Origin of the sequence: Rhodanobacter sp. K2T2 (assembly GCF_013408815.1) — a bacterium.
Lineage (GTDB): Bacteria > Pseudomonadota > Gammaproteobacteria > Xanthomonadales > Rhodanobacteraceae > Rhodanobacter.
On the sequence record NZ_JACCCA010000002.1, the window covers coordinates 45,049 to 59,446 of the forward strand.

The 14,398-nt window shown below is 63.5% G+C and carries 10 protein-coding genes and 1 pseudogene; 6 read left to right on the top strand and 5 right to left on the bottom strand.

Going from position 1 to position 14,398, the window contains the following annotated elements; translation table 11 throughout:
• The first annotated feature begins 162 nt into the window (after window positions 1-162).
• The 4 genes from HDE78_RS03610 to HDE78_RS03625 all read left to right on the top strand — a co-directional run bounded on the left by HDE78_RS03610 (window position 163) and on the right by HDE78_RS03625 (window position 5,546).
• Complete coding sequence (locus HDE78_RS03610; RefSeq protein ID WP_179477169.1) at window positions 163-570, top strand: hypothetical protein; 408 nt, start codon at window positions 163-165, stop codon at window positions 568-570.
• 160 nt (window positions 571-730) lie between these two features.
• Window positions 731-2,338, top strand: a complete 1,608-nt coding sequence (locus tag HDE78_RS03615) for a carboxyl transferase domain-containing protein (RefSeq protein WP_179477170.1) — start codon at window positions 731-733, stop codon at window positions 2,336-2,338.
• Between the two features lie 37 nt (window positions 2,339-2,375).
• Window positions 2,376-4,064: a molecular chaperone HscC gene (locus HDE78_RS03620; RefSeq protein ID WP_179477171.1), complete on the top strand. Its 1,689-nt coding sequence runs from the start codon at window positions 2,376-2,378 to the stop codon at window positions 4,062-4,064.
• Window positions 4,065-5,546, top strand: a complete 1,482-nt coding sequence (locus HDE78_RS03625) for a J domain-containing protein (RefSeq protein ID WP_179477172.1) — start codon at window positions 4,065-4,067, stop codon at window positions 5,544-5,546.
• A gap of 45 nt (window positions 5,547-5,591) precedes the next feature.
• Here HDE78_RS03625 and cgtA read toward each other — a convergent pair whose 3' ends face one another.
• The 4 genes from cgtA to HDE78_RS03645 form a co-directional block, all read right to left on the bottom strand.
• Complete coding sequence (gene cgtA / locus HDE78_RS03630; protein WP_179477173.1) at window positions 5,592-6,671, bottom strand: Obg family GTPase CgtA; 1,080 nt, start codon at window positions 6,669-6,671, stop codon at window positions 5,592-5,594.
• 163 nt (window positions 6,672-6,834) lie between these two features.
• Window positions 6,835-7,092 (bottom strand): 50S ribosomal protein L27, encoded by a 258-nt coding sequence (rpmA, locus tag HDE78_RS03635; protein ID WP_179477174.1) that lies wholly within the window; start codon window positions 7,090-7,092, stop codon window positions 6,835-6,837.
• A 19-nt stretch (window positions 7,093-7,111) separates the two neighbouring features.
• Window positions 7,112-7,426 carry a 50S ribosomal protein L21 gene (rplU, locus tag HDE78_RS03640; RefSeq protein ID WP_179477175.1) on the bottom strand — a complete coding sequence of 105 codons (315 nt, stop codon included), beginning with the start codon at window positions 7,424-7,426 and terminating at the stop codon, window positions 7,112-7,114.
• Window positions 7,427-7,579: 153 nt separating this feature from the next.
• Window positions 7,580-8,353, bottom strand: coding sequence for a DUF2059 domain-containing protein (locus HDE78_RS03645; protein ID WP_255457612.1), 774 nt, complete (start codon window positions 8,351-8,353; stop codon window positions 7,580-7,582).
• Between the two features lie 256 nt (window positions 8,354-8,609).
• Here HDE78_RS03645 and uvrA point away from each other — a divergent pair.
• A pseudogene (uvrA, locus tag HDE78_RS03650) lies at window positions 8,610-11,420 on the top strand (excinuclease ABC subunit UvrA); the annotation flags it as partial.
• Between the two features lie 101 nt (window positions 11,421-11,521).
• Here the strand turns inward: uvrA and HDE78_RS03655 are convergent.
• Complete coding sequence (locus HDE78_RS03655) at window positions 11,522-12,787, bottom strand: sialidase family protein (RefSeq protein WP_255457614.1); 1,266 nt, start codon at window positions 12,785-12,787, stop codon at window positions 11,522-11,524.
• Between the two features lie 110 nt (window positions 12,788-12,897).
• Here HDE78_RS03655 and HDE78_RS03660 point away from each other — a divergent pair, with 110 nt between their 5' ends.
• The gene (locus tag HDE78_RS03660; protein ID WP_179477178.1) at window positions 12,898-14,298 is read left to right on the top strand and encodes an alpha-L-fucosidase; all 1,401 of its coding nucleotides are present in this window, start codon (window positions 12,898-12,900) and stop codon (window positions 14,296-14,298) included.
• The last annotated feature ends 100 nt before the right edge of the window (window positions 14,299-14,398 follow it).

The following is a 14,398-nucleotide window of genomic DNA, read 5'->3' on the forward strand; positions in this document are numbered from 1 at the left end:
GCGTCGGCGGCCAGCATTCCTATCGCCGACGCCGGCCTGAGCAGATAAACCGGCTTTTAATGTGTATGACGGTTTCACTATAAAAAAGTGGCGTCGTCACAACATACCGGTTATTAATACGCCCGCCAAAAAGGCATTCCTCGGCAATTAGGAGATTCACCCATGAAATTGACGCGCACCCTTCTCGCCTCTGCGCTCGTCGCTTTGCTGGCCGCCTGCAGCAACAGCGCGCAGGATTCCGCACAGGACGCGCAGAAGTCGGCTGACACCGCACAGCAGGCTTCGGATCAGGCACAGCAGGCCGCCGCCCAGGCTCCGTCCACCGAAGCCAATCAGGCTGCTGAGCAGGCCAAGACCTCGGCCGATGCCGCCAGCCAGGCTGCCAATCAGGCCCAGCAGGCTGCCGCCGCTGCGTCTTCGCAGTCGCCTGCCAACAGCAGCACGGCCACGTCGATGTCCAAGGACGCCGCTTCCAACGCCGCCGACCAGGCTGACAAGGCCAAGGACGCCGCCAAGGACGCTGCCAGCAACGCAAAAGATGCCGCCAAGGACGCTTCCAAGGGCAACTAATCCCTCGGATAAAGCCGTAGCAAGTCGAGAGAACGGCCGCCACGCGCGGCCGTTTTTTTTGGCCTGAGCTTCACCACGATTCCCGATAATCCAATCGACCGTCGGCGCCGGTTATCATCGGCGATCGGCCAGTAATGGCACACAGTGACGAGTCTGTCCCATGACCGTGATCGTTTCGCAGATCGACCCCCGCTCCACCGAATTCCAGGCCAGCGCCTCGCAGCTGCGCGCAGTGACCGATGACCTGCAGCGCGAACTCTCGCGCAGCAGCGAAGGCGGGGGCGCCAAGGCCCGCGAAAAGCACGAAGCCCGCGGCAAGCTGCTGCCGCGCGAGCGCATTCGCGCCCTGCTCGATCCGGGCTCGCCGTTTCTGGAACTGTCGGCGCTGGCCGCGTACGGCATGTACGACGACGCCGCGCCGGCTGCCGGCATCATTACCGGCATCGGCCGCGTCAACGGCGTCGAAGTGGTGGTGGTGGCCAACGACGCCACCGTCAAAGGCGGCACGTATTTCCCGATGACGGTGAAAAAACACCTGCGCGCGCAGGAAGTGGCGTTGGAAAATCATCTGCCCTGCGTTTACCTGGTCGACTCCGGCGGCGCGTTTCTGCCGCTGCAGGACGAGGTGTTTCCCGACCGCGAGCACTTCGGCCGCATTTTCTACAACCAGGCGCGCATGTCGGCGCTGAACATCCCGCAGATCGCCGTGGTGATGGGCTCGTGCACCGCCGGCGGCGCATATGTGCCGGCGATGAGCGACGAGACCGTCATCGTGCGCGAGCAGGGCACGATCTTCCTCGGCGGCCCGCCGCTGGTGAAGGCGGCGACGGGCGAAGTGGTCGATGCCGAAACGCTCGGCGGTGCGGACGTCCATACGTCCATTTCCGGCGTCGCGGATCACTATGCCGAGAACGATGCGCACGCCCTGTCGATCGCGCGCGATATCGTCGCCAGCCTCAATCGAAAAAAGCACATCCCGCTCGCGCTGCTGGCGCCGCGCGAACCGAAATATCCGACTGACGAACTCTACGGCGTGATTCCGCAGGACACGCGCAAGCCGTTCGATATCCGCGAGGTGATCGCGCGCATCGTCGACGGCTCGGAGCTGCACGAGTTCAAGGCGCGCTACGGCAAGACCCTGGTCTGCGGCTTCGCGCACATCCATGGTTATCCGGTCGGCATCGTCGCCAACAACGGCATCCTGTTCGCGGAAAGCGCACTCAAGGGCGCGCACTTTATCGAGCTGTGCAATCAGCGCAACGTGCCACTGGTGTTTCTGCAGAACATCACCGGCTTCATGGTCGGCAAGAAATACGAGCAGGCCGGCATCGCCAAGGACGGCGCCAAGATGGTGACCGCCGTGGCCTGTTCGCACGTGCCGAAATTCACCGTGGTCATCGGCGGCAGCTTCGGCGCCGGCAACTACGCGATGTGCGGTCGTGCCTATGGCGCCCGCTTTCTGTGGATGTGGCCGAACGCGCGCATCTCGGTAATGGGTGGCGAACAGGCTTCGTCCGTACTCGCCACCGTGAAACGCGACGGCATCGAAGGCGCCGGCAAGACCTGGACTGCCGAAGAGGAGGAGTCCTTCAAGGCGCCGATCCGCGATCAGTACGAGCGCCAGGGTCATCCGTACTATGCCAGCGCGCGACTGTGGGACGACGGCATCATCGATCCGGCCGATACCCGCCGCATTCTGGGCTTGGCGATTTCCGCATCGCTCAACGCACCGATCGAGCCGCAGCGCTTCGGCGTGTTTCGGATGTAACACGCGCTACGATTTTGGAGATCCAGGGGAGCTACGGATGATTGTAGGTATCGATCTTGGCACGACCCATTCGCTGATCGGCTGCTACGGCGACTCGGGACCGCGCCTTTTCACCAACGCGCTGGGCGACTACCTGACGCCTTCGGCGGTCAGCGTCGACAGCGACGGCCAGATTATCGTTGGACAGGCGGCGCGCGAGCGGATGGTCAGCCATCCCTCGCTGAGCGTGGCCAGCTTCAAACGATGGATGGGCACCACGCGCGAAACCACGCTGGGCCAGCACCGCTTTCGCCCGGAAGAACTCTCTGCGCTGATCCTGCGCTCGCTGCTCGCCGATGCGGCGGCAGCGCTCGGCGAAAAAGTCACCGAGGCGGTGATCAGCGTACCGGCCTATTTTTCCGACGCGCAGCGCAAGGCCACGCGGGTGGCCGGCGAGCTGGCCGGCATTCGCGTCGAGCGGCTGATCAACGAGCCGACGGCCGCGGCACTGGCGTATGGCCTGCAGGAAAAGCCCGATGGCTCGCGGTTTCTGGTGTTCGATCTGGGCGGCGGCACCTTCGACGTGTCGGTGCTGGAAATGTTCGATGGCGTGGTCGAGGTGCATGCGAGCGCGGGCGACAATTTTCTCGGCGGCGAGGATTTTCTCGACCTGCTGGAGACTACCTGTCTCGCCGACGCGAAACTCGATGCCGAACGAATCACCGCCGCACAGCGCGGGCAGCTGCGCCGCCGGCTGGAGATCGCCAAGCGTGAGCTGGGCGCGAAGGGTCATGCCGGTGTCGAGCTGCGTTTCGATGAACAGTCGATCGACTGGACGATCGATGAAGCCCGTTTCGAACGGCTGGCCGAGCCGCTAGTGCAGCGCATGCGCGCGCCGCTCGAGCGTGCCATGCGCGACGCCAAACTGCAGGCTGCACAGCTGGACGAAATTATTCTTGTCGGCGGCGCCAGCCGCATGCCGCTGGTCGCGCGCATGGTATCGCGCATGTTCGGCAGGCTGCCGCTGCGCCATATCAACCCCGATCAGGCCATCGCACTCGGCGCCTGCGTGGCGGCCGGGCTAAAGTCACGTGACCAGCGACTCGATGAAGTCATCCTCACCGACGTATGCCCGTATTCGCTCGGCACCGAGGTGGCCCGGCGGGACGCGCAGGGTCGTGCGCAGAGCGGTTTCTTTGCGCCGATCATTCACCGCAACAGCACCGTGCCGGTCAGCCGTGAGAAGACTTTTGCGCCCATCGACGCAGGTCAGAAGCTGATGCAGCTGGACGTCTATCAGGGCGAAAATCCGCTGGTGGAAAAAAACATCCGCCTCGGCGAGCTGTCGGTGCCGCTGGATCCCGCACTGCCCGTGCAGGAAAACCTGGTGACCGTGCGCTTCACCTACGACATCAACGGCGTGCTGCAGGTCGAAGCGCTGGTGCACGCCAGCAGCCGGCGTTACGAGCTGGTGCTGGAACAGAATCCCGGCGTGCTGAGCCCGCAGCAGATCCGCGAGCGGCTGGCGGCACTGGAAGAAATAAAAATCCATCCGCGCGGCAAGCAGGAAAACATCGCCCTGCTCGCGCGTGCCGAACGCCTGTACGAGGAGCATCTGAACGCACGCGACATTCTGCAAGAGTGGATCGCGCGCTTTCGCGCCGCGCTGGAAAGTCAGGACGAGCTGGCCATTCGCGAGCATCGCCGTGAGTTCGCCACGGCCATGAATACGCTGGAAGCGCCCTGAATGTCGCCCTTCGCGCGCCTGGGCTTGCCAGCGGATGCCGATGAACGGGCGATCAAGCGCGCCTATGCGCAGCGACTGCGGCAAACGCGCCCGGAAGATGATCCCGCCGGCTTTCAGCAGCTGCACGCGGCTTATCAGGCTGCGCTGGACTGGTGTCGACAGCGCGCGCTGTCGGAGGCCCCTTCTGTTGATACCGAGGCAGCGCCTGCAGGCCATACCGCCCCGTCCGTCGAATCAGCGGCAGTGCCTGTATCGCGATCCATGGCCGAAGATACCTCCGACGCGCGCATCGGCGCGAATCCAGTGTCGGTTCCGGCAAAGACTTTTTCGATGCAAGGCTTCTGCGAGGAGGCGATCGCGCTGGCAACGAAAGGCGACGCGGACGAACTGCAACGTTGGCTCGGCCGTCACCCCGCGCTATGGTCGCTACAGCTCAAGGCCCAGGCTGGCCGGCTGCTGGTGCAGCAGATCTATCGCCAGGAGCCGCCGATGCCAGCGGCGTGCCTGAGTACTGTCCTGCGGTTTTTCGATCTGGATCATGCGCTGGCCGGGCATGATCCGCTGGCGCTGCAGATGCTGCAGCGGCGAACGCAGCTGGCGTGGGAGCTGCAGCCGGAGCACCGCGGCGAACTGGCAGCAAGGCTGCACATGCAGGACAAGCCGGCCAGAAAAAAGCTAGAGCGCACGCTGCGCCAGCTTGCGCGCCCGTTTCACTGGCCGCAGGTGCTGCTGGCCGGCCTCGATCTGACCAAGCCTCGCCGCATCGCCGAAACCGTCGGCCGACTGACTGGCGGCATGCACGACGCCTTGCCTGTATTTATCCGGCGCAATCAGCTGGCGTTCTGGCTGGCGGCGGCAGACCGCACAAAAGTCAGCAAACCACGTCTGTTGCTGGGCCTCTCCCGCAGCATCGCAGGCATGTTCGCCATGCTGCTGGTCGGCCTGCTGTGCGGACTGGTTTTCAGCGTTTATCCCGAAAGATTTACGGCGGGACCTGCGTTTTTTCTGGTCGGCTGTGCTGCTGCCGCAGGCCTGGCCTGGGCGCTGCTGATGGCGTGGCTGCCGCTGGACCACTGGCACTCGCGCCGCGAGGAGCTGCCAGCGCGGTGGCCATGGCTCTGCCTGCTGCTGGTACCCCTGCTATGTACGGCGGGCATGCTGCTGACGATATCGCCCTTCCCTTCGACCAGCCTGCTACTCATGCTTCCCGCAACGCTGCTAGCCATACGTCGTTACGGCCGGCGGCAGGGCGGCGGCAAGATCTTTGCGGTCGGGCGACGCTTTATCTGGATCATCGCAGTAGTGCTGAGCCAGATCGTGCACGCGCTGAAAGAAAGCAACGTTGCCGCGGACGATATCGCGTTCCTGCCGGGCGTGCTGGCTGGCGTCGCCGTTTTAATCTGGTCGATCGATCTGTGGAAAAACCGACGGCGTCTGCGCTTGCGCAGTGCACTAAAACGACCGGAACGGCAGCCGACGTAAAAGAATCCTGCTCGAAAGGCTCTGCCGGCAGAACCTTCACTGATGTTAAGCCGAGGGCTCTTCGCCGCGCAGGCGCACGTCATTGGGCAGCATGTCGACGCGTCCGACGTGGGCTTCGCGCTGTGACTCGAAGAAGCGCTGCACGTGCTGGCAGACGTTCATCGTGTTTTCGCGGGCGATGGCCGAGACCAGGAACCACGGCTGGGTCCACTCGAGTTCGGCGATGATTTTTTCGGCGACGGCCTGGCGCTCGTCTTCGTCCAGCATGTCGGCCTTGTTCAGCACCAGCCAGCGCGGACGCTCCAGCAGCTCGGGATTGAACTTGGCCAGCTCCTGCTCGATCGCACGTACCTGTCCGGCCACATCGATATCGTCGACCGGCGCGATATCGACCAGATGCAGCAGCAGGCTGGTGCGCGCCACATGGCGTAGAAACTGGATACCCAGGCCGGCACCATCGGCCGCGCCCTCGATCAAACCGGGAATATCGGCGATCACGAAACTCTGATCGACACCCAGACTGACCACGCCGAGATTCGGCACCAGCGTGGTGAACGGGTAGTCGGCTACCCGCGGCGTGGCGGCCGATACGGCGCGAATGAAGGTCGACTTGCCGGCATTCGGAAAACCCAGCAGACCAACGTCGGCGAGCAGGCGCAACTCCAGCTTCAGCTCGCGCGCTTCGCCCGGCGTACCCGGCGTGGCCTTGCGCGGCGCCCGGTTGACCGAGGTCTTGAAGTGGATATTGCCCAGACCGCCCTTGCCGCCCTGCGCCACCAGCATGCGCTGGCCGTGGCTGGTCAGGTCGCCGATCACTTCGTCGGTATCGACATTGGTGATCATGGTGCCGACCGGCACGCGGATGGTGGTGTCCTCCCCACCCTTGCCGTACATCTGGCTGCCCATGCCGTTCTCGCCACGCTTGGCCTTGAAGCTGCGCTGATGGCGGAAGTCGACCAGCGTGTTCAGACCTTCGTCGGCGACCAGCCAGACCGAGCCGCCAAATCCACCATCGCCGCCATCCGGGCCACCGAAGGGAATGAATTTTTCGCGGCGAAAGCTGATGCAGCCATTGCCACCGTCACCGGCAAGAACTTTGATATTGGCTTCGTCGACGAATTTCATGCGTAGGTCCGGGAAAATAAAGCGGGGAACGGGGAACGGGGAACGGGAAAGTCATGGTAGCTCCGGCTTCGGCTCACCGTTCCCTGTTCCCCATTCCCCGTTCCCGCTCTAAAAATGAAAAACCCCGCCGAAGCGGGGCGTTCGATATCGCATCGCTGGAGGCTTACGCCTGAACGACGTCGACGAAGCGGCGATTCTTGTCGCCGCGGATCTTGAACTGCACCGTGCCGTCAACCAGCGCGAACAGCGTGTGGTCGCGGCCGAGGCCGACGCCGGTACCCGGATGGAACTGGGTGCCGCGCTGACGCACGATGATGTTGCCTGCTTCGATGGCCTGGCCGCCGTAAATCTTCACGCCCAGGTATTTCGGGTTCGAATCGCGGCCGTTGCGGCTGGAACCTACGCCTTTTTTATGTGCCATGACTTAAGTCTCCAGATGCTCAGGCGTTGATGCCCGTGATTTCGATTTCGGTGAAATGCTGGCGATGTCCCTGCTGACGCTTGTAATGCTTGCGGCGGCGGAACTTGATGATGCGAATCTTATCCGCGCGACCATGCTTGCGAATGGTGGCGCTGACGGTGACTCCATCAACCAGCGGTGCGCCCACAACGACCGACTCACCGATGCCATGCATCAGCACCTGGTCGAAGTTGAAGGTCGCGCCTTCTTCGGCGTTCAGCAACTCCACGCGCAGGACGTCGCCCTGCTGTACGCGGTACTGCTTGCCACCGGTCTTGATGACTGCGTAACTCATCGTATTGCCCTTCTTTAGTTATTCTCTTGGGTACCGCCATAGCCCAATCACGGCTTGGCGAACCGCGGATTATAACGACCTGAGCCCGCGCTGGTCAAATACTGACCACGCCCTCGTTCCCGACGCCCTACCGTCTTGCCGGGGCGACCCTGCTCACTGGCCGGCTGGCGTGGTTTTCGGGGTTCCGGAAGCGGGCTTTTTGGCGGTGGTGTGGTGCTTGGCCGGCGTCTTGGATGGCGTCGTCGCCTTTGCCGCGGCGCCTTTCTTCGTGGCGGCGGCTTTTTTGGCAGGCGCAGCCTTTTTGGTGGTGGTGTGCTTTTTGACCGGCGTATGCCCGTGATGATGCCGGGAGGACGAGGTGGTGTGTGGTACGACCGCGACATCCGCGGCGTCGGTCGCATCGGGGCTCGAGTCCTCGGAAACGGTAGCTGAGGAGCCGGCGGAGGCCGGGTTTCCGACGAACGACGCCGGGCAACGACCGTCTGCCCCGAGCGTGCCCGCCTGCTCGAGCTTGGCAATCATCTGCTGGGTATGGTCGTGACTCCACTGCTGGCCGGCCTGATTGGCTTCGGCCAGGGCCAACGGCATTTCCGTGAGCACCTTCTGACCCAGTGGGGAGCTGTAGAACTTCACCATGCCGTCCACCTCGTCGGCAGTGAAATGCTTCTGGTAGATCGGCACAAGGCGGCCGACAAAGTCCTTGCTGCTGTTGTCGTCGATATAGTCCTGCCAATAGTTGGAGGACACGCACGGCAGCGCCTGCTTCATGCTGGTGGCGACCTGGGTATTCATCTGGCTCAACGACTTGCCCAGCCCGATCGCGTCCATCAGCCGACGAACCTGCTGCTCGGTGGGCTGCGCGGCAAAGACCTGGGCGGTCGCCACTGCCAGCACAATGCCGGCAACAAAGCCGAGACGCTTGCGCATTGCCATCTATCTACCTTCCGTTCGAAACGACTTCGTGATCTGAGCTTCACATAGTAACCAGATACGTCGCCCGGCCCGCAAACCGCAGCTGACTGCCGTGACCTCCGGCCCGATCGGCACGGCCGATCCCTAAGAGCCTGTTCACGATCGCCCCGTGCTCGCGCTGTCATCGCTCGGCGACATCGGCCGAAGACGCACACAAGGACGCCACAACCCAGGTTGTTATAGTCCACCTCCACCCCAAAATCCGAGCGTCATGGACACGATCAAAATCCGCGGCGCACGCACGCACAATCTCAAAAACATCGACATCGATCTGCCGCGGGACAAGCTGATCGTGATTACCGGCCTGTCCGGCTCCGGCAAATCGTCGCTGGCGTTCGACACCATCTACGCGGAGGGCCAGCGGCGCTACGTCGAATCGCTGTCGGCCTATGCGCGGCAGTTCCTGTCGATCATGGAAAAGCCCGACGTCGATCATATCGAAGGGCTGTCGCCGGCGATCTCGATCGAGCAGAAATCCACCTCGCACAACCCGCGCTCCACCGTCGGCACGATTACTGAGGTATACGACTACCTGCGCCTGCTGTTTGCGCGCGTCGGCACGCCGCGCTGTCCGGACCACGGCATTCCGTTGGAAGCGCAGACGGTGAGCCAGATGGTCGATGCGACCCTGGCGATGGACAGCGAGAAGCGCTACATGCTGCTGGCGCCCGTGATCCGCGAGCGCAAGGGCGAACACGTGCAGGTATTCGACCAGCTGCGCGCGCAGGGCTTCGTGCGTGCCCGCGTCGATGGCACCGTTTACGACCTCGACGCTGTGCCGCCACTGACGCTGCGGCAGAAGCACACCATCGAAGCGGTGATCGACCGCTTTCGCCCGCGCGAGGACATCAAGCAGCGGCTGGCTGAATCGTTCGAGACGGCATTGCGGCTCGGCGACGGGCTCGTCATCGTCGTCGATATGGACGATGCCAAGGCGAAAGAGCAGATGCTGTCCTCGCGCTTCTCCTGCCCATTGTGCGATTACTCACTGCCGGAGCTGGAGCCGCGGCTGTTTTCGTTCAACTCACCGGTCGGTGCCTGCCCGGATTGCGACGGTCTGGGTGTGACCCAGGTATTCGATCCGGCCCGCGTGGTCGGTCATCCCGAGCTGAGCCTGGCCGGCGGTGCGGTGCGCGGCTGGGATCGGCGCAACGCGCATTATTTCCAGTTGATTCTGTCGCTGGCGGCGCACTACAAGTTCGATGTGGACAAGCCATGGAAGTCGCTCTCCGCGGACGTCCAAAAAGCCATCCTGTTCGGCAGCGGCAAGGAAAAAATCGCGTTCCGCTACATCACCGAGCGCGGCGGCAAGGTCACCCGCGAGCATGCGTTCGAAGGCATCCTGCCGAACCTCGACCGGCGCTATAAGGAAACCGAATCCGCTGCTGTACGCGAGGAGCTGGCCAAGTACATCAGCGACAAACCCTGCCCCACCTGCGACGGCCAGCGGCTGAATCGCTCGGCGCGCAACGTATTCGTGGCCAATCATGCGCTGCCGTCGCTGACCCATCGCTCGATCGACGACACGCTGACGTTTTTCGAGACCCTGAAGCTGACCGGCTGGCGCGGCGAGATCGCGGCGAAGATCGTCAAGGAAATCCGCGAGCGGCTGACCTTTCTCAACGACGTCGGTCTCAACTACCTTACCCTCGATCGCCAGGCCGACACGCTGTCGGGCGGCGAAGCGCAGCGCATCCGGCTGGCGTCGCAGATCGGCGCCGGCCTGGTGGGCGTGATGTACGTACTGGACGAACCGTCAATCGGCCTGCACCAGCGCGACAACGAGCGCCTGCTCGGCACGCTGACGCGTCTGCGCGACCTCGGCAATACGGTGATCGTGGTCGAGCACGACGAGGACGCCATCCGCATGGCCGACCATGTGCTCGATATCGGCCCCGGCGCCGGCGTGCACGGCGGTGAAGTGGTTGCGCAAGGCACGTTCAAGGATCTGCTTGCGTCGCCTCGCTCGATCACCGGGCAATTCATGTCGGGCAAACGCGCGATCGAAGTGCCGAAGGAGCGTCGTCAGCCGATCGACAAGGCGTCCTGGCTGCATCTGAAAGGCGCCAGCGGCAATAACCTCAAGAACGTCGACCTGGCGATTCCGGCCGGCCTGTTCACCTGCGTCACCGGCGTTTCCGGCTCGGGCAAGTCGACCCTGATCAACGACACGCTGTTTTCGCTGGCCGCATCGGAACTCAACGGTGCCGGCACCACGCCGGCCCCGTACGCATCGATCGAAGGCATGGACCTGTTCGACAAGGTGGTCGATATCGACCAGTCGCCGATCGGCCGCACGCCGCGCTCCAATCCGGCCACCTACACCGGCCTGTTCACGCCGTTGCGCGAGATGTTCGCGCAGGTACCCGAAGCCCGTTCGCGTGGCTATACCGCGGGCCGCTTCAGCTTCAACGTGCGCGGCGGCCGCTGCGAGGCGTGCGAAGGCGATGGGATGATCAAGGTGGAGATGCACTTTCTACCGGACGTCTACGTGCCGTGCGACGTCTGCGCCGGCAAGCGGTACAACCGCGAAACGCTGGCCATTCTCTACAAGGGCCACACCATCGCCGACGTGCTGGACATGACGGTGGAGGACGCGCTGAAGCTGTTCGAGAACGTGCCGACGATTGCGCGCAAGCTCGATACCTTGCGTGCGGTCGGTCTGGACTACATCAAGCTCGGCCAGAGCGCGACCACGCTGTCCGGCGGTGAAGCGCAGCGCGTGAAGCTCTCCAAGGAGCTGTCCAAACGCGACACCGGACGCACCTTGTACATTCTCGATGAGCCGACCACCGGCCTGCACTTCCACGATATCGAGCAGTTGCTCGACGTGCTGCACCAGCTGGTCGACCAGGGCAATACGGTGGTGGTGATCGAGCACAACCTCGACGTGATCAAGACCGCCGACTGGATCGTCGATCTCGGCCCCGAAGGTGGCGCCGGCGGTGGCCAGATCCTGGTCGCCGGCACGCCGGAAACGGTGGCCGCCACGGCCAGCTCGCACACCGGTCATTTCCTCGCGCCTCACCTCAAAGCGCACAAGGCCAACAAGGCGGCGCGTGCTCCCGGTGCCGAGAAGCGCGTGAAGGCCGCGACCAAGCACATCGCCTCGGCCGACAAGCATCATCCGCTGCCGCGGAAGAAGCGCTCGTAAGCGCGGCGGCGGATAAATAAGGCGGCGCGCTTTTCGGCTTGGCCCAAGCATGAACCTTGCGCGCTGCCGCCATTGCGATGCGCGCCTAGCTGCTGTATGCGCGGCGCGACAGCTGGCTGGGCATCATTGATGCCGGCACGATGATGGTGATCCAACACCGAGGTAGCGCCGCCACAGTGCGGCGTGGACGACGCCGCGCAGAGCAGGGACGGATCGAGCACGATATGGCGGATACGCTGGCGCTTCCAGGTATAGACGATGTGCACCAGCTCATCGCGCGTCTGGATCACCGCCGGATAGGAGAACTCCGCGCCCGGCTCGTTTTCCAACGTGAGCGCGCGCGTCCAGTGTTCGCCGTCGCGCGACAGCGCAACGGCCAGCACCCCGCGGCCGTCCCACCAGTCGGTGCCATGCGGCGTCGGGTTGTAGACCAGCAGGGCGCGACCGTCTTTAAGCCGCACCGCGTCGATGCCCGAATTCGGATTGGCCACATCCAGCAAGCGCAGCGGCGACCAGTGTCGGCCATCGTCCTGCGACCACGTGCTGAATAGGCGATTTTGTCGCGTACGGCCAATCGCCTGAAGCGTGTCGTGCGGCCAGCGCAGCACGCTGGGCTGAATCGCCTCGATGTGTTGCGGATTGGGCACCGGCTGGGCCTGTGTCCACTGCTTGCCGCCATCGATTGAGCGCTCGAACTGGATGCGCCAGGCTCCGTCTTCGCGACTGGTCGAACTGACGATGCTGCCATCGGCAAGCTGCACCGGCTTGTTCTTTATCGGCCCCAGCACACCGTCGGGAAGTCGACGTGCGCTACGCCAGTGCGAGCCCTGGTCGGATGATGTTTTCAGCATGCCCCACCAATGCTGCGGATCGGGCCCGACCTTGTAGAACAGCAGCAGCGGGCCGTGCCGCGGCAGAAAAAGCACCGGATTCCAGCACGGCAGACGCGTGCCGTCCGGCTGTACGCCATCGGCCACTTCCACCGGTTCGCTCCACGACCCGGCGAGCTTGCGCGAAAGCCAGATGCCTACGCTCGGATCGCGCTCCTGCCTGCCGCCGAACCAGGCCGCCACCAGCGCGTCGGGCGTTTGCACGATAGTCGATGCGTGACTTTGCGGGGTCGTCGGCATCGTCGCAACAAATTCGCGCAACCGCACCGCATCGACCTCGCCGTGCAGGACACCGACAGGTAGCGCGAGCAGCGCAAAGGCAAGTCGAATCTTTTTTCGATTCAATCGGTTTTATCCTGATTATTGGCAGAGAAAGATAGCTATTTGGCGGCTTTAATGGATACCATCGAATAGACGTTTTTACTTCCAAATAAAGTTGACTGAAGAGCCCCGTAATGAAGCCCTCCCGTGATCGAACCAATCATTGTCGTCATCTCCACCGCCGCGTACTGGCCGGCGTATTGGCCGTTACCCTTGCCTGCGCCGGCACCGCCGCGGCGGAGAACTTCATCGACGTGACGCCGTCGCCGCAGCAAACGCACTGGCAGGATCTCGAATTCGGCGTGATCGTGCACTTCGGCACCAATACCTTTCTCGACCGCGAATGGGGCGACGGCAACGCCGACCCCGCTGTGTTCAATCCCGACCAGGTCGATCCCGGCCAATGGGTGAAGGCAGCCCAGTCGGCCGGAGCGAAGTATCTTGTGCTGGTGGCCAAGCACCACGATGGCTTTGCGTTGTGGCCCACCGGCCAGAGCGACTACTCGGTAAAGAGCAGCCCGTGGCTGCACGGCAAGGGCGACTTGGTGCGCATGACCGAGCAAGCCGTGCGCAAACAGGGCATGGATTTCGGCATTTATCTGTCGCCGTGGGACCGCCACGAACCGCGCTACAAGGACGCCAAGGCCTACGACGTTTTCTACGCCGCGCAGATGGACGAGCTGATCCAGAATTACGGACCGCTGACCGAATGGTGGCTCGATGGCGCGGGCAGCTCGGGCCATGTCTACGACTTCAAGAAATACATCGAGGAACTGCGCACGTACCAGCCCAACACCATGGTGTTCGCCGACGTGGCGCTTTTCGATTACGGCGACATCCGCTGGGTGGGCCAGGAGGACGGCCACATCCGTGGCGAAAACTGGAACGTGATCGATCGCCATGGCGAACTTCGCTGGCGCCCGGTGGAGGTGGACACCCCGCTGCACAAGCTGCAATGGTTCTGGCACCCCAACAGCGACACCACGCTCAAAAGCGTGCCCGAGCTGATGGACATTTGGGAAAACAGCGTCGGCCTGGGCGGCCAGCTGATGCTGGGTCTGGCGCCGAACCGGCACGGCCTGCTGCCAGCTGCCGATGTGGCGCGCCTGAAGGCCTTTGGCGAGGCACTGCAGGCGCGCTACGGCAACGACAGCGATCTGGCCCGCCGGCACCTGCCGACCGATGCCAACACCGCCGCTGCGCTGGACGGCAACGACGACACCTTCTGGTCGGCGCCGGAAGGGTCTCATCACGCCGAGCTGGAGGTGGACTTTGCCCAGCCGGTGACCTTCGATCGCAGCCTGTCCAAGGAATGGCTCAATGCGGGTCAGCAGGTGCAGAAGTACACCGTGCAGGCATGGGTCGACGGCAGCTGGAAAACCGTCGCCAGCGCCGAGGCGATCGGCCACATGAAGATCGATCGCTTCGCGCCGGTGACCACCAGCAAGGTACGCCTGAACATCCTTTCCAGCGTGGGCACCGCGCATATCCGTGGCTTCGAGTTGTTCGACGTGGCTGAACCGGCCAAGCCCTGACACGTCGTCGATGAACCGGGCTCGGCAGTCCAGCGTGCGGCAGCAAAGCGATATGCGCCGCGCGATACGCCTGCCCTTTCGCCAGCCGGCGGCGCGCGAT

What these genes read in the sequence shown, in the direction of transcription:
- HDE78_RS03610 (WP_179477169.1), top strand. Translation starts at nt 163, where the DNA reads ATGAAATTGACGCGCACCCTTCTCGCCTCTGCGCTCGTCGCTTTGCTG.
- HDE78_RS03615 (WP_179477170.1), top strand. Translation starts at nt 731, where the DNA reads ATGACCGTGATCGTTTCGCAGATCGACCCCCGCTCCACCGAATTCCAG.
- HDE78_RS03620 (WP_179477171.1), top strand. Translation starts at nt 2,376, where the DNA reads ATGATTGTAGGTATCGATCTTGGCACGACCCATTCGCTGATCGGCTGC.
- HDE78_RS03625 (WP_179477172.1), top strand. Translation starts at nt 4,065, where the DNA reads ATGTCGCCCTTCGCGCGCCTGGGCTTGCCAGCGGATGCCGATGAACGG.
- cgtA (WP_179477173.1), bottom strand. Translation starts at nt 6,671, where the DNA reads ATGAAATTCGTCGACGAAGCCAATATCAAAGTTCTTGCCGGTGACGGT.
- rpmA (WP_179477174.1), bottom strand. Translation starts at nt 7,092, where the DNA reads ATGGCACATAAAAAAGGCGTAGGTTCCAGCCGCAACGGCCGCGATTCG.
- rplU (WP_179477175.1), bottom strand. Translation starts at nt 7,426, where the DNA reads ATGAGTTACGCAGTCATCAAGACCGGTGGCAAGCAGTACCGCGTACAG.
- HDE78_RS03645 (WP_255457612.1), bottom strand. Translation starts at nt 8,353, where the DNA reads ATGCGCAAGCGTCTCGGCTTTGTTGCCGGCATTGTGCTGGCAGTGGCG.
- HDE78_RS03660 (WP_179477178.1), top strand. Translation starts at nt 12,898, where the DNA reads ATGAAGCCCTCCCGTGATCGAACCAATCATTGTCGTCATCTCCACCGC.